The organism is Brevundimonas sp., from assembly GCF_027487935.1.
Taxonomy (GTDB): Bacteria; Pseudomonadota; Alphaproteobacteria; order Caulobacterales; family Caulobacteraceae; genus Brevundimonas.
Genome location: NZ_JAIYCP010000021.1, coordinates 184,799 through 201,836 on the forward strand (window position 1 = coordinate 184,799; position 17,038 = coordinate 201,836).

General features: G+C 67.3%; 15 protein-coding genes. 10 read left to right on the forward strand and 5 right to left on the reverse strand.

The window, feature by feature from the left end; genetic code table 11:
* The first annotated feature begins 187 nt into the window (after positions 1-187).
* The 4 genes from Q0053_RS08250 to Q0053_RS08265 are packed head-to-tail and all read left to right on the forward strand — an operon-like array spanning position 188 to position 2,331.
* Positions 188-1,171, forward strand: coding sequence for a threonine/serine dehydratase (locus Q0053_RS08250; protein ID WP_298098614.1), 984 nt, complete (start codon positions 188-190; stop codon positions 1,169-1,171).
* Positions 1,172-1,193: 22 nt separating this feature from the next.
* Positions 1,194-1,652, forward strand: coding sequence for a MaoC family dehydratase (locus tag Q0053_RS08255; protein ID WP_367276680.1), 459 nt, complete (start codon positions 1,194-1,196; stop codon positions 1,650-1,652).
* A 38-nt stretch (positions 1,653-1,690) separates the two neighbouring features.
* Positions 1,691-1,951, forward strand: coding sequence for a type II toxin-antitoxin system Phd/YefM family antitoxin (locus tag Q0053_RS08260; protein WP_298098619.1), 261 nt, complete (start codon positions 1,691-1,693; stop codon positions 1,949-1,951).
* Entirely contained in the window at positions 1,948-2,331 is a 384-nt protein-coding gene (locus tag Q0053_RS08265; RefSeq protein ID WP_298098622.1) for a type II toxin-antitoxin system VapC family toxin, read from the forward strand. Before Q0053_RS08260 ends, Q0053_RS08265 begins: the two co-directional genes overlap by 4 nt.
* Before the next feature lie 82 nt (positions 2,332-2,413).
* Here Q0053_RS08265 and Q0053_RS08270 read toward each other — a convergent pair whose 3' ends face one another.
* Both Q0053_RS08270 and Q0053_RS08275 read right to left on the reverse strand, forming a co-directional pair.
* Positions 2,414-3,349 carry a Gfo/Idh/MocA family oxidoreductase gene (locus Q0053_RS08270; protein ID WP_298098625.1) on the reverse strand — a complete coding sequence of 312 codons (936 nt, stop codon included), beginning with the start codon at positions 3,347-3,349 and terminating at the stop codon, positions 2,414-2,416.
* Positions 3,350-3,359: 10 nt separating this feature from the next.
* Positions 3,360-4,520, reverse strand: a complete 1,161-nt coding sequence (locus tag Q0053_RS08275) for a DegT/DnrJ/EryC1/StrS aminotransferase family protein (RefSeq protein WP_298098628.1) — start codon at positions 4,518-4,520, stop codon at positions 3,360-3,362.
* Between the two features lie 159 nt (positions 4,521-4,679).
* Here Q0053_RS08275 and Q0053_RS08280 point away from each other — a divergent pair, with 159 nt between their 5' ends.
* Both Q0053_RS08280 and Q0053_RS08285 read left to right on the forward strand, forming a co-directional pair.
* Positions 4,680-5,192 carry an HAD family hydrolase gene (locus Q0053_RS08280; protein WP_298098630.1) on the forward strand — a complete coding sequence of 171 codons (513 nt, stop codon included), beginning with the start codon at positions 4,680-4,682 and terminating at the stop codon, positions 5,190-5,192.
* 79 nt (positions 5,193-5,271) lie between these two features.
* The gene (locus Q0053_RS08285) at positions 5,272-6,147 is read left to right on the forward strand and encodes an alpha/beta fold hydrolase (RefSeq protein WP_298098633.1); all 876 of its coding nucleotides are present in this window, start codon (positions 5,272-5,274) and stop codon (positions 6,145-6,147) included.
* A 130-nt stretch (positions 6,148-6,277) separates the two neighbouring features.
* Here Q0053_RS08285 and Q0053_RS08290 read toward each other — a convergent pair whose 3' ends face one another.
* Positions 6,278-8,314, reverse strand: coding sequence for an NAD(+) synthase (locus Q0053_RS08290; protein ID WP_298098635.1), 2,037 nt, complete (start codon positions 8,312-8,314; stop codon positions 6,278-6,280).
* A gap of 265 nt (positions 8,315-8,579) precedes the next feature.
* On the opposite strand from Q0053_RS08290, the gene ftsY reads away from it, so the two are divergent.
* The 3 genes from ftsY to Q0053_RS08305 all read left to right on the forward strand — a co-directional run bounded on the left by ftsY (position 8,580) and on the right by Q0053_RS08305 (position 10,939).
* Entirely contained in the window at positions 8,580-9,515 is a 936-nt protein-coding gene (ftsY, locus tag Q0053_RS08295; RefSeq protein ID WP_298098637.1) for a signal recognition particle-docking protein FtsY, read from the forward strand.
* A gap of 3 nt (positions 9,516-9,518) precedes the next feature.
* Positions 9,519-10,211, forward strand: coding sequence for a septation protein IspZ (locus Q0053_RS08300; protein WP_298098639.1), 693 nt, complete (start codon positions 9,519-9,521; stop codon positions 10,209-10,211).
* A gap of 89 nt (positions 10,212-10,300) precedes the next feature.
* Positions 10,301-10,939, forward strand: coding sequence for a MarR family transcriptional regulator (locus Q0053_RS08305; RefSeq protein WP_298098642.1), 639 nt, complete (start codon positions 10,301-10,303; stop codon positions 10,937-10,939).
* A 198-nt stretch (positions 10,940-11,137) separates the two neighbouring features.
* On the opposite strand, the gene Q0053_RS08310 is transcribed toward Q0053_RS08305, so the two are convergent.
* Both Q0053_RS08310 and Q0053_RS08315 read right to left on the reverse strand, forming a co-directional pair.
* On the reverse strand, positions 11,138-13,351 hold the full coding sequence (locus Q0053_RS08310; RefSeq protein ID WP_298098644.1) for a prolyl oligopeptidase family serine peptidase: 2,214 nt from the start codon (positions 13,349-13,351) through the stop codon (positions 11,138-11,140).
* A 146-nt stretch (positions 13,352-13,497) separates the two neighbouring features.
* Positions 13,498-15,690: a prolyl oligopeptidase family serine peptidase gene (locus Q0053_RS08315; protein ID WP_298098646.1), complete on the reverse strand. Its 2,193-nt coding sequence runs from the start codon at positions 15,688-15,690 to the stop codon at positions 13,498-13,500.
* A 283-nt stretch (positions 15,691-15,973) separates the two neighbouring features.
* On the opposite strand from Q0053_RS08315, the gene dapF reads away from it, so the two are divergent.
* Positions 15,974-16,846, forward strand: a complete 873-nt coding sequence (dapF, locus tag Q0053_RS08320) for a diaminopimelate epimerase (protein WP_298098649.1) — start codon at positions 15,974-15,976, stop codon at positions 16,844-16,846.
* Positions 16,847-17,038: the final 192 nt, after the last annotated feature.

The window sequence follows — 17,038 nt, forward strand, 5'->3', positions numbered from 1 at the left end:
GCCAGGAGGTTCTTCACGAAGGACACCAAGGGGTCACGAAGGACACGAAGGCAGCAGTGACAGGCGCAGGTCCCTTTGTGCCCTTCGTGGCTTCTTCTTCGTGGTCTTTGTGATGAACCAGCCAGCGGTAAGGCCGGGACTGGAAGCCCGGCTTTCGCCGGGATGGCGAGCCCGCTATGGATTGACGATGCACACCGCCTCCTTTGCCGGCGTTCGCGACGCCGCCCGCCAGATCGCCGGACAGGCCGTCCGCACCCCCCTGATCGAAAGCCCGGCGCTGAATGCCCGGGCCGGGGGTCGCGTGCTGCTCAAGGCGGAAACCCTGCAGCGGGCCGGGGCCTTCAAATTCCGCGGGGCCTGGAACCGCATCAGCCGGCTGACGGAAGAGGAAAAGGCCCGGGGCGTCGTGGCCTATTCGTCCGGTAATCACGCCCAGGCCGTGGCCTGCGCGGCGCAGATCCTCGGCATCGAGGCCATCATCGTCATGCCCGCCGACAGTCCGAAGGTGAAGGTCGAGGGCGTGATCGGCTTCGGCGGCGAGGTGCGGATGTACGACCGCTACACCGAGAGCCGCGAGGCCATCGGCGAGGAGATCGCAGCCTCCAAGGGCTCCATCCTCGTCCGCCCGTTCGACGATCCCTTCGTCATCGAGGGCCAGGGCACGACCGGGCTGGAGATCCTCGAACAGGCCGATGCGCCGCTGGACCAGCTGCTGTGCGGGGCTTCGGGCGGCGGGCTGATCGCGGGTATCAACCTGTCCATGGAAGCCCTGTCGCACGAGACCCGGGTCATCGGCGTCGAGCCCGAGGCCTATAATGACACCCTGCTGTCACTGACGGCGGGCGAGCGGTTGACCCACGCCCCGGTCGAACGGCCCTCGATCTGCGACGCCCTGATGACCGACCGGCCGGGCGAGCTGACCTTCCCGATCAATCAACGACTGACCGGGGTGGTGACCGTCTCGGACGCCGAGGTCGCCGAGGCTGTGCGCTATGCCTTCAAGGTGCTGAAACTGGTGGTCGAGCCGGGCGGGGCCGTGTCGCTGGCCGCTATCCTGGCCGGCAAGGTCGAGACCGCCGGCCTGACCACCGCCGCCGTCCTGTCGGGCGGCAATGTCGACCCGTCCATGTTTTCCGCCATTATCGAAGACCGTTTCACCCCCGGAGCCTGACACCATGACCGAACGCAAGGGCCTGCCCACCCCCGTCGCCGACCTCGCCGGCCTGATCGGCCAGGAAATCGGCGTCAGCCGCTGGATCACCGTCGACCAGGCCCGGATCGACGCCTTCGCCGAGATCACCGAGGACCGGCAGTTCATCCATATCGACCCGGTCGCAGCGGCCCACACCCCCTTCGGCGGCACCATCGCCCACGGCTTCCTGACCCTCTCCTTGCTCTCGGCCATGACCTATGACGCCGTCCCGCCGCTGGAAGGGGTAGTGATGGGGGTCAACTACGGCTTCGACAAACTCCGCTTCCTGGCCCCCGTGCCGGCCGGATCGAACGTGCGCGGCCGCTTCAAACTCCTGTCCGCCGAGGACAAGGGCGGCGGCCGCTGGCTGCTGAAACACGAGGTCACGGTCGAGATCGACGGCGCCGACAAGCCGGCCCTGATCGCGGAATGGCTGGGGATGCAGATGGTGGGCGGGTGAATCTTGATTTGGACCACTGATTGGTCCATATTTTACGGATGAGTGAGATCGCGATTTCCGAGGCCAAGGCGCGACTGACGGCGCTGGTTCGCCAAGCCGAAGCGGGTGAAGATGTGGTCCTCACCCGGAACGGCAAAGGCGTGGCCCGCATCACTTCGATGGTGCCTCGGCGTCTCACTGTTGAAGAACGGATGGCGGTGATCCGCAAAGCCCAAGCCTTGGTCGGGGATTTGCCTCCTGATTTTGACGCGGCCCGCAGCCAGGACTTCCTCTATGATGAAGACGGCTTACCGGCGTGATCGCTATCGACAGTTCGGCCGTCATCTGTGTCGCGGCTGGGCAGGCGAATGCAGAGGTTATCGCCCGGCGTCTTCTGAGCGGCGACCTCCTCATTTCGGCGGCGACCCTGACAGAGACGCGGATCGTGGCGATGCGGCTGAAATTGTCCGACGCGGTCCGGGTTATTCTGGACGAACTCGATCTCGAGGTCATTCCGGTCGATCAAGCCTTCGCCGAGCGCGCGGCTGACGCCTATCGTCGCTGGGGCAAGGGCTTCCACACCGCCTACCTGAACTACGGCGACAGCTTCAGCTATGCCCTCGCAGAGATGTACGGCTGTCCGCTGCTCTATGTCGGCAATGACTTCGCGCAGACGGACATCCGGAGCGCACTTGGCTGACCGATGAGGCGGCGGCCACAATTGACGGCGTAGACAGGCCGGCCTTGATCGCGGAATGGCTGGGGATGCAGGTGGTGGGCGGTTAGCCCTCCCCCAGACACCTAAGCGCCACTTCCAGGTTCCGCAGCCCGTCCTCGCCGCTCACAGCCGGCGGTTCGCCCGTGCGGATGGCATGGGCGAAGGCTTCCAGCTCCTTCTTCAGCGGTTCGGCGGGCCAGCTCATGACGCCACGTGTCGAATAGCTGCCGTCCGGCTGCTGGCCGAAATACTCCGTCACCTGACGGCTCATCAGATCGGCGACGACGAATTTGTTCTGGGTCGCGACCTGCAGGGTGCGGACCTTGTAAGGCGTGACCCAGTTCGTCGTGATGTGGGCGATGGTCCCGTTGGCCAGCCGGAACTGCAGCAGGGCCGTGTCCTCGCGGTCAGCCTTGGTCCGGGCCAACTGGGGCTGGACCTCGACAATCTCGGACTCCGTCAGATGCCGAATGATGTCGATGTCGTGCACCGCCAGATCTATGACCACCCCGACCTCGCCCATGCGCGGCGGGAAGGGGCCGACGCGGGTGATCTGGATCGAGATCACATCCTCGCCGTCGATGGCGCGCTTGACCGCCTCGACCGCGGGATTGAAGCGCTCGACCTGGCCGACCATCAGCACCCGGCTGTTGGCCCTGGCGGCGTCGATCATCCGCTGGGCGTCGACCACAGTGGCGGCGATCGGCTTTTCGACCAGCACATGGATCCCCGCCTCCAGCAGGGCGACACCGAGGTCGGCATGGTGGCGGTTGGGTGTGGCGACCACAGCGGCGTCCAGACCGGCAGCCACGAACTCGCCGGCCGTGGTGAAGGCCCTCGCGCCATAGAGGCCGGCAACCCCGTCAGCGGTCGCAGCATCCGGGTCGAACACCGCCGTCAAATCGAAATCGCGGATGTCCGACAGGACGCGCGCATGGTTGCGGCCCATGACGCCGACGCCGGCGACGCCGACCTTCAATGCGGGGAGAGGCTGGGTCATGCGACGATCCCTAGCGGAAGCCGGCGACGGCCGCGATGATTGTATCCTGCGTCGCCTCGTCCAGATCCGAATGCATCGGCAGGCTGAGGACCCGCTCCTTGAGCCGCTCCGTGACCGGCAGGCTGCCGGGCCCCTTGGAGAACCGGGCATAGGCGGGTTGCAGATGCATGGGCACCGGATAATAGACGGCCGTGGGAACGCCCTGGTCCTTCAGATGGGCCACGAGGCCGTCACGGTCCTCATGTTCGATGGTGTACTGGGCCCAGACCGAGACCCCCCCGTCGATCACGGTCGGAACCCTGGCGACATAAGGGGCCAGACCGGCGTTGTATCGATCCGCGATCGCGTTCCGCCAGCCGATCTCATCGGCAAAGACATTCAGCTTCTCGATCAGGACGGCGGCCTGGATGGTGTCGAGCCGGCTGTTCATGCCGATGCGCATGGCAAGGTATTTCGGGTCGTGGTCGAAGGTCTGGCCGTCCTTCAGGTCCTTGGCGACGACCTTGCCGTGGACCCGCAGGGAGTCCATTTCCTGGGCCAGATCATCATCGTCCGTCAGCACAGCCCCGCCGTCGCCATAACAGCCCAGCGGCTTGGCCGGGAAGAAGCTGGTGGTGGTGATGTCGGCCCATTTGATCGGATGGTGGCCGTTCAGGGTACAACCGAAACCCTGGGCCGAATCGGCGATCAGTTTCAGGCCGTAGCGGTCACAGATGGCCCGGATGGCCGGATAGTCGGCGGGCTGGCCGAACAGGTCGACGGCGATGACCACGCGGGGCTTGAGCCGGCCCTCCTTCAGCGTCGCCTCGATCGCCGCCTCCAGCTGGACCGGGTCCATGTTGAAGGTGTGGGCATCGACATCCACAAACACCGGCGTGGCCCCCAGCCAGGGCACGACCTCGCCCGTGGCGGTAAAGGTGAAACTGGGACAGAAGACCGCGTCGCCGGTGCGGATTCCCCAGGCGATCAGGGGCAGGATCAGGGCGTCGGTGCCGTTGGCGCAGCCCAGGGCGTGTTTCGCCTGGCCGAAGGCCGCCAGATCGGCCTCGAACTGCCGCACCTGCGGACCCATGACCCAGGCCCCGCCGACCACCGCCTCCTGCACGGCGGCCTCGATCCTGCCGTTGAGGCGAAGGCGCTGGGCCTGAAGGTCGATAAAGGCAATGCTCATGATCGGACGATCTCCGGGCGCGCGGATATGGCAGCGCGCGTTCAGCGCCGCCGGGGATGCGGCCTCCTACCAAATCGACTGCGGCAAAGCCAAATCCTGTTCCGTCACTTAGCGTGACGGGTTGCAACGACCGGGTGCTGAGGCGTATGCCCGGAAACCATGAGTTCCGGCATTCCTGCCGTCTTCCTCGATCGCGACGGTGTGCTGATCGAGGATACCGGCTACCCCCATCTGGAAGAGCATCTGCGCCTCATGCCCGGCGCAGCCGAGGCCGTGCGACAGCTCAACAAGCTCGGCTATCTGTGCGTCATCGTGACCAATCAGTCGGGCGTCGCGCGCGGCCTGTTCACCGAAGACCAGATGAAGGCCTTCAACACCCTGATCGTGCGCAAACTGGCCGCCAAGGGGGCAGTGATCGGGGCCGTCTATGCCTGCCCCTTCCACAGCGAGGGCCGGGTCGAGGCCTATCTGCATCCCGACCATCCGGACCGCAAACCCAATCCCGGCATGCTCCTGCGGGCCATGGCCGACCACACTATCGATCCGGCGAAGAGTTTCATGATCGGCGACCAGCCGTCGGACATGGAGGCCGCCCGGCGCGCCGGGGTGCCGGGTTTCCGCTTCGAGGGCGGCGATCTGTTCCAATTCGTCCGGGAACTGCTGGGCCACTGAAGCCCCGTCGTCCGTTCGCGCCGGGTGGGAATTCTCCCGCGGGTGAAATAGGCTGGGTCATCAGCCGCCGGAGCGATTCATGAGCCAGACCTTCGTCGAGCGTCGCTGGTCCAGTGCCGACGGCCTGAGCCTCTACGCCCGCGACCATGCCGCAGCGGCCGGCGCGGCGAAACTGCCGGTCATCGCCATCCATGGCCTCACCCGCAACTCGGCCGATTTCGATGCCATCGCCCCCCTGATTGCCCAGAGCGGCCGGCGGGTGCTGGCCGTGGACATCCGCGGTCGCGGCCAGTCGGACCGGGCGCCGGACCCGATGACCTACCAGCCCCTGACCTATGCCCAGGACGTGCTGGCCCTGATGCGTGACCTCGGCATCGAGCGCGCGGTCTTTCTCGGCACCTCAATGGGCGGGCTGATCACCATGACGCTCGCCGCCCTCCGGTCGAAGGTCATCGCCGCCGCCATCCTCAACGATATCGGGCCGGAGGTGTCGCCCGTCGGTCTGGCGCGGATCGCCGCCTATGCGGGCCAGCCGGTCGAGATCAACAACTGGGCCGATGCCGCCGCCTATGCGCGCAAGCTCAATGAGGTCGCCCTGCCCCATTATTCGGACGCCGACTGGGACGCCTTCGCCCGTCGCACCTTCCGCCTGGGTACCGAGGGCACGCCGATCCCGGACTATGACCCCGACATCATGGTCCCGATCCGGGTGGCGGGAGCCAAGGCCCTGGTCCCCAACCTCTGGCCCTTGTTCAACCGGCTGGCCAAGGGCCGTCCGACCCTGCTGGTGCGCGGCGAGACCTCCGACCTGCTCAGCCCGGAGATCGCGGCGAAGATGCGCAAACGCGCCCCGAAAATGGACGTCGTCGAGGTCCCCGGCGTCGGCCACGCGCCCATGCTGGACGAGCCCGAGGCCAAGGCGGCGATCTTTCCGTTCCTGAGCGAGCTGCCCTGAAGGAAGAGTGGCGAGTGGCCAGTGGCTAGTGGCTAGTGATTGCCGCTTCGCTGCCGGCGGAAGGGCGACGCCGGCAGTCCGGCTCTGCAGGCGGCGGCCAGCCACTAGCCACTAGCCACTGGCCACTTTTTCACTCCGGCACGTTCGCTTCCAGCTCATCCAGCCAAACCCGCGCCGTTGCGTCCGACGGCGCGCGCCAGTCGCCGCGGGGCGAAAGCGACCCACCGGTGACCACCTTCGGCCCATTGGGCAGGGCCGAGCGTTTGAACTGCGAGGTCTGGAAGAAGCGGAACAGGAATTTCCGCAGCCAGTGTTTGATCGTAGCGAGGTCATAGGCGACCCGCTCAGCCTCGGGCGTGTTCACCGGCCAATGGCCCGCCGCAGCATCCTTCCACGCCTGATGCGCCAGATAGGCCACCTTGGACGGCTTCAGGCCGAAGCGGGTGATGTAGAACAGGAAGAAGTCGTTCAGCGCATAGGGGCCGACGGTCGCCTCGGTCGACTGGATCTTCCCGTCCGCGCCCGCGGGCACCAGTTCCGGCGAAATCTCCGTATCCAGAATGGCGTGCAGCACATCGGCCGCCCCGCCCGTGTGCTCCTTCATCGCCACCCAGCGGATCAGGTGCCGGATCAGGGTCTTCGCCACCCCGCCGTTGACGTTGTAGTGGCTCATATGGTCGCCGACGCCATAGGTGCACCAGCCCAGGGCCAGTTCCGACAGGTCGCCGGTGCCCAGCACGAAGGCGCCGTTCTGGTTGGCCAGCCGGAACAGATAGTCCGTCCTCAGACCGGCCTGCACATTCTCGAAGGTGATGTCATGGACCGGCTCGCCCTTGGCGAACGGATGGCCGATGGCCTCCAGCATGGTCTGCGCCGTCGGCCGGATGTCGATCTCCGCCCCCGTGACGCCCAGCGCCTTCATCAGGGCCCAGGCATTGGCCTTGGTCCCCTCCGAGGTGGCGAAACCGGGCAGGGTGTAAGCGAGGATGCCGGTCCTCGGCAGACCCAGCCGGTCAAAGGCGCGGCAGGCGACCAGCAGGGCCTGGGTCGAATCCAGCCCGCCCGAGACGCCGATGACCAGCCGCTCGGCGCTGGTCGCCTTCATCCGGCGCATCAGCCCCTGCACCTGGATGTTGAAGGCCTCGTAGCAGTCCTGATCCAGCCGGGCGGGGTCGTCGGGCACGAAGGGGAAGCGGTCGAGGGGGCGGAGGAGGTCGGCAGTCGCGTCCTCACGCGCATTGAAGAGGGCGTGGGCGAACCCCTCCCGGGCCAACTCACGCCGTGCCGTATCGGCGAAAGTGCCGGTGCGCAGACGCTCCAGCCCGATCCGCTCTACGTCGATATCAGCGATGGTCAGGTGGCTTTCGACGGAGAACCTCTCTCCTTCCGCCAGCCTTGCGCCCAGTTCATGGATCGTCGCCTGTCCGTCCCAGGCCAGGTCCGCCGTGCTCTCGCCCCAGCCAGACGCCGTAAAGACATAGGCCGCCATCGCCCGCGCGGATTGACTGGTGCAAAGCAAGGCGCGCTCGTCGGCCTTGCCGATGACGATATTGGAAGCCGAGAGGTTCAGCAGGATGCGGGCACCCGCCAGCGCCTGTCGGGTCGAAGGGGGCAAAGGAGACCAGAAATCCTCGCAGACCTCGACCCCGAACACGAAACCGGGCCGGTTCTCGGCCTCGAACAGCAGCGCCGTTCCGAACGATCCCCAGCGGCCACCGAGAACCGGAAGTTCATCGTCGGCCGGCGCGAACCAGCGCTTCTCATAGTATTCGCGATAGTTCGGCAGGTAGGTTTTCGGGACGGCCCCCACCGGCTGCCCATTCGCCAGCACCACGGCGCAGTTGTACAGGCGGTCACCCCGGCGGATCGGCGCACCGACAACCACCGCCACGTCCAGTTCCGCGGTCACGTCCGCGATCCGATCGATCTGCCGCTCCACCTCGGCCAGCAGGGCGTCCTGCATCAGCAGGTCGTCGATGGCGTAGCCGCTCAGCGACAGCTCCGGGAAGACGATCAGATCGACGCCCTGCGCGCCGGCCTGCCGGATCAGGGCGATATGCTCTTCCGCATTGGCGACGGGGTCGGCGGTGTGGACCACCGGCGTCGCGGCGGCCACGCGGACGAAGCCGTGGGTGCGGGGCGAATGGAACGGGTGGGGCTTGGGCAAGGCTGTGATCCTTATTGGGATCGTTCTAGCGCGTCAAAACCCTCCGGTCACTTGCGCCACTCCTCTCACCGTCATCCTCGGGCTTGACCCGAGGATCAGACCATCCGGTGCGCCGTCGACGCCTGCATAGGAATAGTCACGGGGCCGTCCCGACCGCACCGCCAACCGCCGCCCCTGATCCTCGGGTCAAGCCCGAGGATGACGGAATGGGAGAAGGGCCGCGAGATCGCGTGACGCGCCCGCTTCGCCCCGCTAAAGCCAACCCATGACCGACGCGCCGAAAAAGGGCTGGCTCTCGCGCCTGACCGAGGGCCTCTCCCGCTCCTCGAAGCAGATGACCGAACAGGTCGTGGCCACCTTCATCAAGGAGCCGCTGTCCGAGGCCGCGCTCGAGGGGCTGGAAGAGCATCTTCTGGAGAGCGATCTGGGGCCTGCGGCCACCGACCGGATCGTTGCCCGCTTCCGCGATCTGCGCTTCGGCGCCGGGGCCAATGAGCGCGAGGTCAAGGAAGCCCTGGCCGAGGCGGTGACCGCCGAACTGATCCACCACGAGGCCCGCTACGAGCCCCTGTCCGGCGCCCGGCCGTTTGTGACCCTGTTCGTCGGGGTCAATGGCTCGGGCAAGACCACGACCCTGGGCAAGATCGCGGCCGACCTGACCGGTCAGGGGGCGAAGGTGATGATCGTCGCCTGCGACACCTTCCGCGCCGCGGCCCGCGAACAGCTCAAGGTCTGGGCCGAACGCGCCGGAGCGACCTTCGAGAGCCGCCGCGACGGCGCCGACCCCGCCGGCCTGGCCTTTGACGCCTATACGAAGGCGAAGGCGGAAGGATACGACGTCGTCCTGATCGACACCGCCGGCCGGCTGCAGAACAAGTCCGCCCTGATGGACGAACTGCTCAAGATCGTGCGCGTGCTGAAGAAGATCGATCCGGAGGCCCCGCATGAGACCCTGCTGGTGCTGGACGCCACGGTCGGCCGCAACGCCCTGGCCCAGGAACAGATCTTCGGCCGCACCGCCTATGTCTCCGGACTGGTCATGACCAAGCTGGACGGAACGGCGCGCGGCGGGGTCCTGGTGCCCGTGGCCCAGGCCTCGGACGCCCCGATCAAGCTGATCGGCGTCGGCGAGGGCATCGACGACCTGCAACCGTTTGACGCGCGAGCCTTTTCACGATCGCTGGTGGGGCTTGAGGATTGACGCATGACTGACGCCGCCACCCCCGAATCGACCCCCAGGACCGACTCCCGCCTGCGTCAGCTGGTGGATTTCGGCGGCCTGCTGGCCTTTGGCGCAGCCTTTCTGGTCATGCGCCTGCGCGGCCTGAGCGGCGATGAAGCCCTGGTCCATGCGACCTGGTTCCTCGTCGCAGGCTCGGCCGTGGGCGTGGCGGTCGGCCTGATCGTCGAGAAACGGCTGGCCCTGATGCCCCTGCTGGTCGGCGGCTTTGCCCTGGTGTTCGGCCTGCTGACCGTGCTGACCGGCGACGGCCTGTGGGTAAAGGTCAAGGTCACGGCCCTGAACCTGTCGCTGGCCGTGGCCCTGATCGGCGGCATCTTCCTCGGCAAACAGCCGCTGAAGGCCCTTCTGGGCACGGTCATTCCGATCAACGACCGGGCCTGGCGGACACTGACGCTCCGCTATGGCGTCTATTTTCTCGCCGTCGCCCTCGTCAATGAACTGGTCCGCAGCGAGGCCCTTGTGGGCTGGGCGGCGGCGCAGGTCGGGCGCACGGATATTGATCCGGCCGATGTCTGGGTCAGCTTCCGGGGCGTGCTGTGGATCGCTTCCTCAGCCTTCGGCCTGTCGCAGATTCCGCTGATCATGCGCAACCTGACCTCGCCCGATGCGCCGGTCGATCCGATGGCGCCGGCGGAACCGGACACCGCGCCCTGAGATATCCGGATTGATGACGGATCGTCCGTCGTCAAACCGTAAAGCACCACTGCTACGCATGGTCCATCGAGGCCGAAGGGATACGTTTCATGGTCAAGTCCGGAAACAGGTCGAAGCGCAGCGGGGCCTTGGGGGGCTCCCCCAGCCACCTGATGCACCGTGTGCTGCAGCTCGCGCTTGACATCTATTCCGAGGAAACCGGCCCCGACGGCCTGACCCAGCGTCAGTTCGCCGTCCTTGAGGCGGTGTCGCAGAAATCCGGCCTGACCCAGACCGATCTGGTCCGGGCCACCGGGATCGACCGTTCGACCCTGGCGGACCTGGTCTCGCGCATGACGACCAAAGGGCTTCTGGCCCGCGAACAGTCTTCGATCGACGCCCGCGCCAAGACGGTCAGCCTGTCCGGCCCCGGTCAGGCGGCTCTGGATGCCGCCCGGCCGAAGGTCGAGGCCGCCGACAAGCGGATCATGGCCCTGCTGCCCAAGGCCAAGCGGGACGGCTTCCTCAGCCTGCTGGCCGAACTGGCGGGCGAGGCCGATGCGGCCCCGGCCAAGGCCAAGGCCGAGGCCCGCGCCGCCAAGAAGGCCGCGCGCGAGGCGAAGAAGCTGGCCAAAAAGGCAACCAAACCGGCCAAGGTGAAGGCTGAAAAGCCGGCCAAGCCGCCCAAGCCGCCCAAGGCCGAAAAGCCCGCCAAGCCCAAGAAGGCGAAGGTCGTCGAGCCGGCTTAACCCGCACTTTCGTCATCCCGGCGAAGGCCGGGACCCAGCGGCGCCGCGACGGCGGCGAAACACCGGCGGCGGTGGCGATGCCTCGCTGCTTGCTGACTTCACTCCCGACAGGGTCGCGCTCGCGCGCGCCGCTGGATCCCGGGGTTCGCTTCGCCCCCCCGGGATGACGATAGCGGTGGGCCGGGCTTGCCTCCGCCCCTAGTCCATCAGCTGCTGCGCCAGATACACATAATGCCGCGCCCAACGGCGGGCGTTGGCGATCGGGTCGGCGTCATTGGAGTGACCGCCTGAGGTCTCTTCGTAATAGAGGTGGTCATAGCCCATCTCGCCCAGCCGCGCGGCGAATTTGCGCGAATGGCCGGGGTGGACACGGTCGTCGCGCGTATTGGTCGTGATATAGACCCGCGGATAGTCCGTGTTCGGACGAAGGTTCTGATAGGCCGAATAGCGGGCGATCCAGGCGGCCTCTTCCGGAATGCGCGGGTCGCCGTATTCGCCGATCCAGGAGGCCCCGGCCGGCATCTCGTGATAGCGCAGCATGTCGATCAGCGGGCTCTCGATCACCGCCGCGTTGAACAGTTCCGGGTGCTGGGTGATGGACACCGAGGTCAGGACCCCGCCGTTGGAACGGCCATAGATGCCGGTGCGGCGCGGCGAGCTGATACCCCGCCGGTGCAGGTCGGCCGCCACCGCCGCGAAATCATCAAAGGCCAGCTGACGGTTCTCGTTCAGCACCGACTGGTGCCACTCCGGCCCGAACTCACCGCCGCCGCGGATGTTGGCCTGAACGAAAACGCCGCCGTTCTCGAGCCAGAGCTTGCCCATCTCCGGCTTGTAGGCCGGCGGGAACGAAATCTGGAAACCGCCATAGCCGAACAGGATGGTCGGCGCCGACCCGTCCATCGCCATGTCGCGCGGGCGGGTGACGAAATAGGGGATCATGGTCCCGTCTGACGACCGGGCCTCGAACTGTTCGGTGACATGGGTAGAGGCGTCGAAACGGGCCGGGGCCTGCCGGATGACGTCTGCGTCTCCGGTCACATTAGCCAGGCTCAGGGTCTGGGGTGTCAGGAAGCCCTGGGTCGCGACGAAGAAGGTGCCGCGCGATTTCGAGGCGTCGCCCAGCGACACATCAACATTATCCGGCGTGGCAATGTCCGTGCGGGGCCAGCCGAATTCGCCGCGGTTCTGGAACACGGCCAGTCGGCCGACGACATTGTCCGAGATGGCCACCACGACCCGGTCTTGCATGACCCGGACGCTGCCGATCGACTGGCGGTCGGTCGGCTCGAAAATGGTCTCGACCTGGTTGCTGACCACCACCGGACCGTCCGTGGGACGGACACAGGGAATGCAGATCGCCAGCAGGGAGCCGGCCTTGTGCGACCGTCCGGGCCGCGCCCAGTCCTCATCCGGCGACAGGATGAAGGACCCGCCCTGCACCCCATAGACGCTGACCCGCTCCGGCAGGCTCAGCTTCACCGGACGGCCATCGACCAGTTCCCAGGTCTCCGAGCGGAAGGTGTCCAGCGGGCGGTTGAAAAGGACGGCCAGCACCGCACCGGCCCGGTCACGATAGACGCTCGGACTGACCCCATACCCCCCGTCGCCGATGTCGCCGCGATAGACCTCGGTCGCCTGCGCCAGCGTCTGACCACGGCGCAGCGACTTGACGATGAAGGGATAGCCGCTCTCCGTCAGCGTGCCCGGCCCGAAATCCGTCGCCACCAGCAGCGTATCCCGGTCCAGCCATTCCAGCCGGTGCTTGCCCTCCGGCAGGCTGAAGCCGCCGTCGACGAAGCGTTTGGTGCTCGTATCGAACTCGCGCACCACCACCGCATCCTTGCCGCCGTCGGACAGGCTGATCAGGCAGCGGATTTCGTCCGGGGCCAGACAGTCGGCGCCCTTGAACACCCAGTCCCGGCCCTCGGCGCGGGCCAGGGCGTCGATGTCGAGGATGGTCTCCCAGCGGGTATCGGCCGAGCGGTAGCTGTCCAGCGTCGTCCGCCGCCAGATGCCTTTCGGATTGGCCGCGTCCTGCCAGAAGTTTCCAATGCCGTCGCCGAGGAAGCTGGGGCCCGGGATGCGGTCGGTAGCGGTCAGGATCGCCTCGGCCTGCTGCCGGAAGGTCTCATAGCGACGGTCGCCGGTCAGGGCGGCCAGGGCGCGCTGGTTGGACTGCGCCACAAAGGCCATGGCCTCGGTCCCGTTGACCTCTTCCAGCGCCAGATGATCGTCAGCGGCGCGGACACCGGCGGGGCTCAGGTCGGCCGGCATGTGCGGCGGCTGGACCAGCAGCGGCCGCGGTATGGTCGCCAGGTCGAGGATCGGGAGCGGGAGCGGCGCAGGTCCGCTGGCGCAGGCCGCGAGCATCAGCGCCGGGATCGCGGCAGACAGGATCAGTCGGTTCATCACTCTCTTCTTTCCGCTCATCCCCGCGAACGCGGGGACCCAGTTCTTTGGGCGATCGGTGCCGCCGGTGTCGCAACCCGCTGATCCCAGCCGCCGATGCCTCAACGAAAGCACTGGGTCCCCGCGTTCGCGGGGATGAGCGGATTTTACTGACCCGGGGCGTCCATCAGCCGCCGCGTCAGATAGGTGTATTCCAGCGCCAGCCGCCGGGCCGTCTCGCGCAGGTTGGCCCCCGCCGCGTGGCCGCCGTCGGTGTTCTCATAGAACAGCACCGGATAGCCCAGTTCCTCCAGCCGCGCCGCCGCCTTGCGGGCGTGGCCGGGATGGACGCGGTCGTCCTTGGTCGAGGTGTGGATGAAGACCTCGGGATAGGGCTGGTCGGCGCGCAGGTTCTGATAGGGCGAATACTGCTGGATCCAGGCCCGCTCTTCCGGGATGTCCGGATTGCCGTATTCCGCGATCCAGCTGGCCCCGGCCAGCAGGCGATGGAAGCGCAGCATGTCGAACAGGGGCACCTGGATGACCGCCGCATTGATCAGGTCCGGGCGCTGGGTCAGCATCGCCCCCATGAACAGCCCGCCCTGGGACCCGCCCATGATGCCGAGCCTCGGCTGGCTGGTGACGCCGCGCGCGATCAGGTCCATGGCCACGGCCTGATAGTCCTCATGCGCCCGCTGGCGGTTTTCCTGCAGGGCCGCCTGGTGCCAGTTGGGTCCGAACTCGCCGCCGCCGCGGGTGTTGGCGATGACATAGACCCCGCCCCGCTCGAGCCACAGCTTGCCGACCGTGGCCGAATAGCCGGGCAGCAGCGACGACTGGAAGCCGCCGTAGCCGTACAGCAGGGTCGGGTTCGAGCCGTCCATCGGCATGGCGTCACGATGGACGACGAAATAGGGGATCATGGTGCCGTCGGCCGAGCGGGCCTCGAACTGGTCGACCCTCATTCCCTCGGCATTGAATTTGGCCGGCAGGGATTTGGTCAGGTCCGCCTCGCCCGTCGCCGCATCGGCCAGGAACAGGCTGGACGGGTTCAGATAGCCGGTGACGCTGACGAAGACCTGGTCATCCCGCTCGCTGGCCGAACCGACGCCGACCGAGACGTTCTGCGGCAGGTCCATGCGGCTGCGCGCCCATTCGCCCGACGGATTGGGCTCATAGACATAGACCGAGCCGCGCACGTTCTCGTACAGGGCCACGACCAGTTTGTTGCGGGTGCTGGTGATGCCTTCGATGGCCTCGCGCGGCCCGGGGCGGATGACCAGCTGGGCCCGGACGGTCGGATCGGCCAGCCAGGCCGCGAGGTCATAGGCGATGACGTCGCCGGTCCGGAATTCCTGCCCTGAAGGCGCGGTCCAGTCCTGGTCCGTAGTGAAGACCATCTGTCCACGGACGAGGGCATTGATGTTCGACTTGGCCGGCAACTCCAGGCGACGCGTGGATATCACCGGGCCGCCGACGGCGTCCTCGACGCTCAACAGATGGGTCTCGCCCTCATAGAAGCTGATGCCGCGGTTGATCAGGGTCGCCTGGACCACGCCGTCTGCGTCGCGCAGGGTGTAGCCCGAAACCGAGACGTCGGTCGGCTGACCCGTGAACACCGTCTGCGCCTGGTCGATGGTCTGGCCGCGGGTCAGGATCTTGACGATCATCGGATAGCCCGAGCTGGTCAGGGTGCCGGGGCCGAAGTCGCGCGAGACCAGCAGGGTGTTCTCATCCACCCAGGTCGCCCCGCCCTTGGATTCCTCGAGCACGAAGCCGCCGTCGACGAAGGTGCGGGTTGCGCGGTCGAACTCGCGGATGGTCACCGCATCCTTGCCGCCGTCCGACAGGGAGACGAGGCAGCGGGTCTCCTCCGGCGGCAGGCAGGTCGCGCCCTTGTAGACCCAGTTCTTGCCCTCGGCCGCGGCCAGGGCGTCGAAGTCCAGAATGGTCTCCCACTGCGGCGCCTCGGTGCGGTAGCTGTCCAGGGTCGTGGTGCGCCAGATGCCGCGCACATGGTTCGCGTCCTGCCAGAAATTGTCGATCGTGCCGTCGTGGTTGAAGCCCGGCGCGGGGATGCGGTCGCGCGACTGGACGAGCTCCAGCGCCTGCTGGTGCAGCCCCTCATACCGCGGGTCACCGCGCAGCACGCCCAGCGAATGCTCATTGTGGGCATTGACCCAGGCCATGGCGCGCTCGCCCTCGACCTCTTCCAGCCAGATGTAGGGGTCGGTGGCGTCCGAGGTGGCGAAAGCCCCCTCCGCCAGCGGCGGATTGGGCGGGGTCGGGGTCTGGGCCATGGCGCTCGTGCAAAGGGCAGTGGAAACGAGAAGCGCGGCGAGCGCGGCGGTGCGGATCATCTGGTCTGGTCTCCGACGGAAGTCGGGCTTCACCTTAGCGGCGGGTGGGGTCGCGGCAAGGCGGGCGTGGGCGAGGTTACGGCTTTGTCATCTTGGGCGGGGCGTGGGGCTTGGGGTGTGGGGTGTGGGGTGTGGGGTATGGGGTGTAGGGTATGGAGAAGCATTCATGGCCGCTCGACGCCTCCACCCCCAACCCTATACCCCACACCCCACCCCCTACACCCCACCCCCTCCCCCACCCCTCCCTCGCCTAAGCCCCGGTCCGCGCCTATATGGCCCCTCCATGACCCGCCCCTTCGTCAAGATGAACGGCGCCGGCAACGACTTCGTCGTCGTCAATGCGCTGGAGATGCCGTTCGCACCGACGGCCGACCAGGCGCGGGCGATCGCGGACCGGACGACCGGCGAAGGCTGTGACCAGCTGATCGCCCTGGAGCCTTCGCGGACCGCCGATGCCTTCATGCGCGTCTGGAACGCCGACGGCAGCGTGGTCGAGACCTGCGGCAACGCCCTGCGCTGCGTCGGCTGGATGCTGCTGCAGTCGACCGGCAAGGCTGAGGTGTCGATCGACACCCTCGGCGGTCCGACGAAAGCCTGGCGCGTCCCGGGCCGCGTCGGGTCGGGAGATCCCGAAGGGTCGACGACCGCGGCCCGGATCACCGTCGACATGGGGGGCCCGCGTCTGGACTGGGAACAGATCCCGCTCGACGAGGCCATGGACACGCGGGGCATCGAGCTGCAGGTCGGCCCCATCGACGATCCGGTCCTGCATACGCCCGGCGCGGTCTCCATGGGCAATCCCCACGTCGTCTTCTTCATGGACCACACGCCCGACGACGCCTTTGTCCGCGGCACAGGCTCGCTGATCGAACACCACCCGCGCTTCCCCGAGGGCGTCAATGTCGGCTTCGCCCATGTCATCGCGCCCGACCGGATCCGCCTGCGGGTCTGGGAGCGCGGGGCCGGCCTGACGCGCGCCTGCGGCACCGGCGCCTGCGCCGCCCTGGTCGCGGCCGCCCGTCGCGGCCTGACCGGACGCGCCGCCACGATCGAGGTCGACGGGGGTGAACTGTGGATCGAATGGGACGAGGCCACCGGCCACGTCTTCATGACCGGCCCGGTCGAGGTCGAACGGACGGGGACGTTGGCGGTCTGACACTGCCCCTGCGGCCATGGTCATTCCGGACGGCGCGAGGCGCCGGCACCCCACCGTCTCCTCCCCGCTTCGCGGGGAGGGGGACCGTCCGGAGCCTCGCAGAGGCGAAGGAGGGTGGAGGGGCGCACCCCCCAGTCTCCTCCCCGCTTCGCGGGGAGGGGGACCGTCCGGAGCCTCGCAGAGGCGAAGGAG

Coding starts and splice junctions, on each gene's coding strand:
- Q0053_RS08270 (WP_298098625.1), bottom strand. CDS start 3,349: ATGACCCAGCCTCTCCCCGCATTGAAGGTCGGCGTCGCCGGCGTCGGC.
- ftsY (WP_298098637.1), top strand. CDS start 8,580: ATGACCGACGCGCCGAAAAAGGGCTGGCTCTCGCGCCTGACCGAGGGC.
- Q0053_RS08285 (WP_298098633.1), top strand. CDS start 5,272: ATGAGCCAGACCTTCGTCGAGCGTCGCTGGTCCAGTGCCGACGGCCTG.
- dapF (WP_298098649.1), top strand. CDS start 15,974: ATGACCCGCCCCTTCGTCAAGATGAACGGCGCCGGCAACGACTTCGTC.
- Q0053_RS08275 (WP_298098628.1), bottom strand. CDS start 4,520: ATGAGCATTGCCTTTATCGACCTTCAGGCCCAGCGCCTTCGCCTCAAC.
- Q0053_RS08300 (WP_298098639.1), top strand. CDS start 9,519: ATGACTGACGCCGCCACCCCCGAATCGACCCCCAGGACCGACTCCCGC.
- Q0053_RS08280 (WP_298098630.1), top strand. CDS start 4,680: ATGAGTTCCGGCATTCCTGCCGTCTTCCTCGATCGCGACGGTGTGCTG.
- Q0053_RS08250 (WP_298098614.1), top strand. CDS start 188: ATGCACACCGCCTCCTTTGCCGGCGTTCGCGACGCCGCCCGCCAGATC.
- Q0053_RS08260 (WP_298098619.1), top strand. CDS start 1,691: ATGAGTGAGATCGCGATTTCCGAGGCCAAGGCGCGACTGACGGCGCTG.
- Q0053_RS08310 (WP_298098644.1), bottom strand. CDS start 13,351: ATGAACCGACTGATCCTGTCTGCCGCGATCCCGGCGCTGATGCTCGCG.
- Q0053_RS08305 (WP_298098642.1), top strand. CDS start 10,301: ATGGTCAAGTCCGGAAACAGGTCGAAGCGCAGCGGGGCCTTGGGGGGC.
- Q0053_RS08315 (WP_298098646.1), bottom strand. CDS start 15,690: ATGATCCGCACCGCCGCGCTCGCCGCGCTTCTCGTTTCCACTGCCCTT.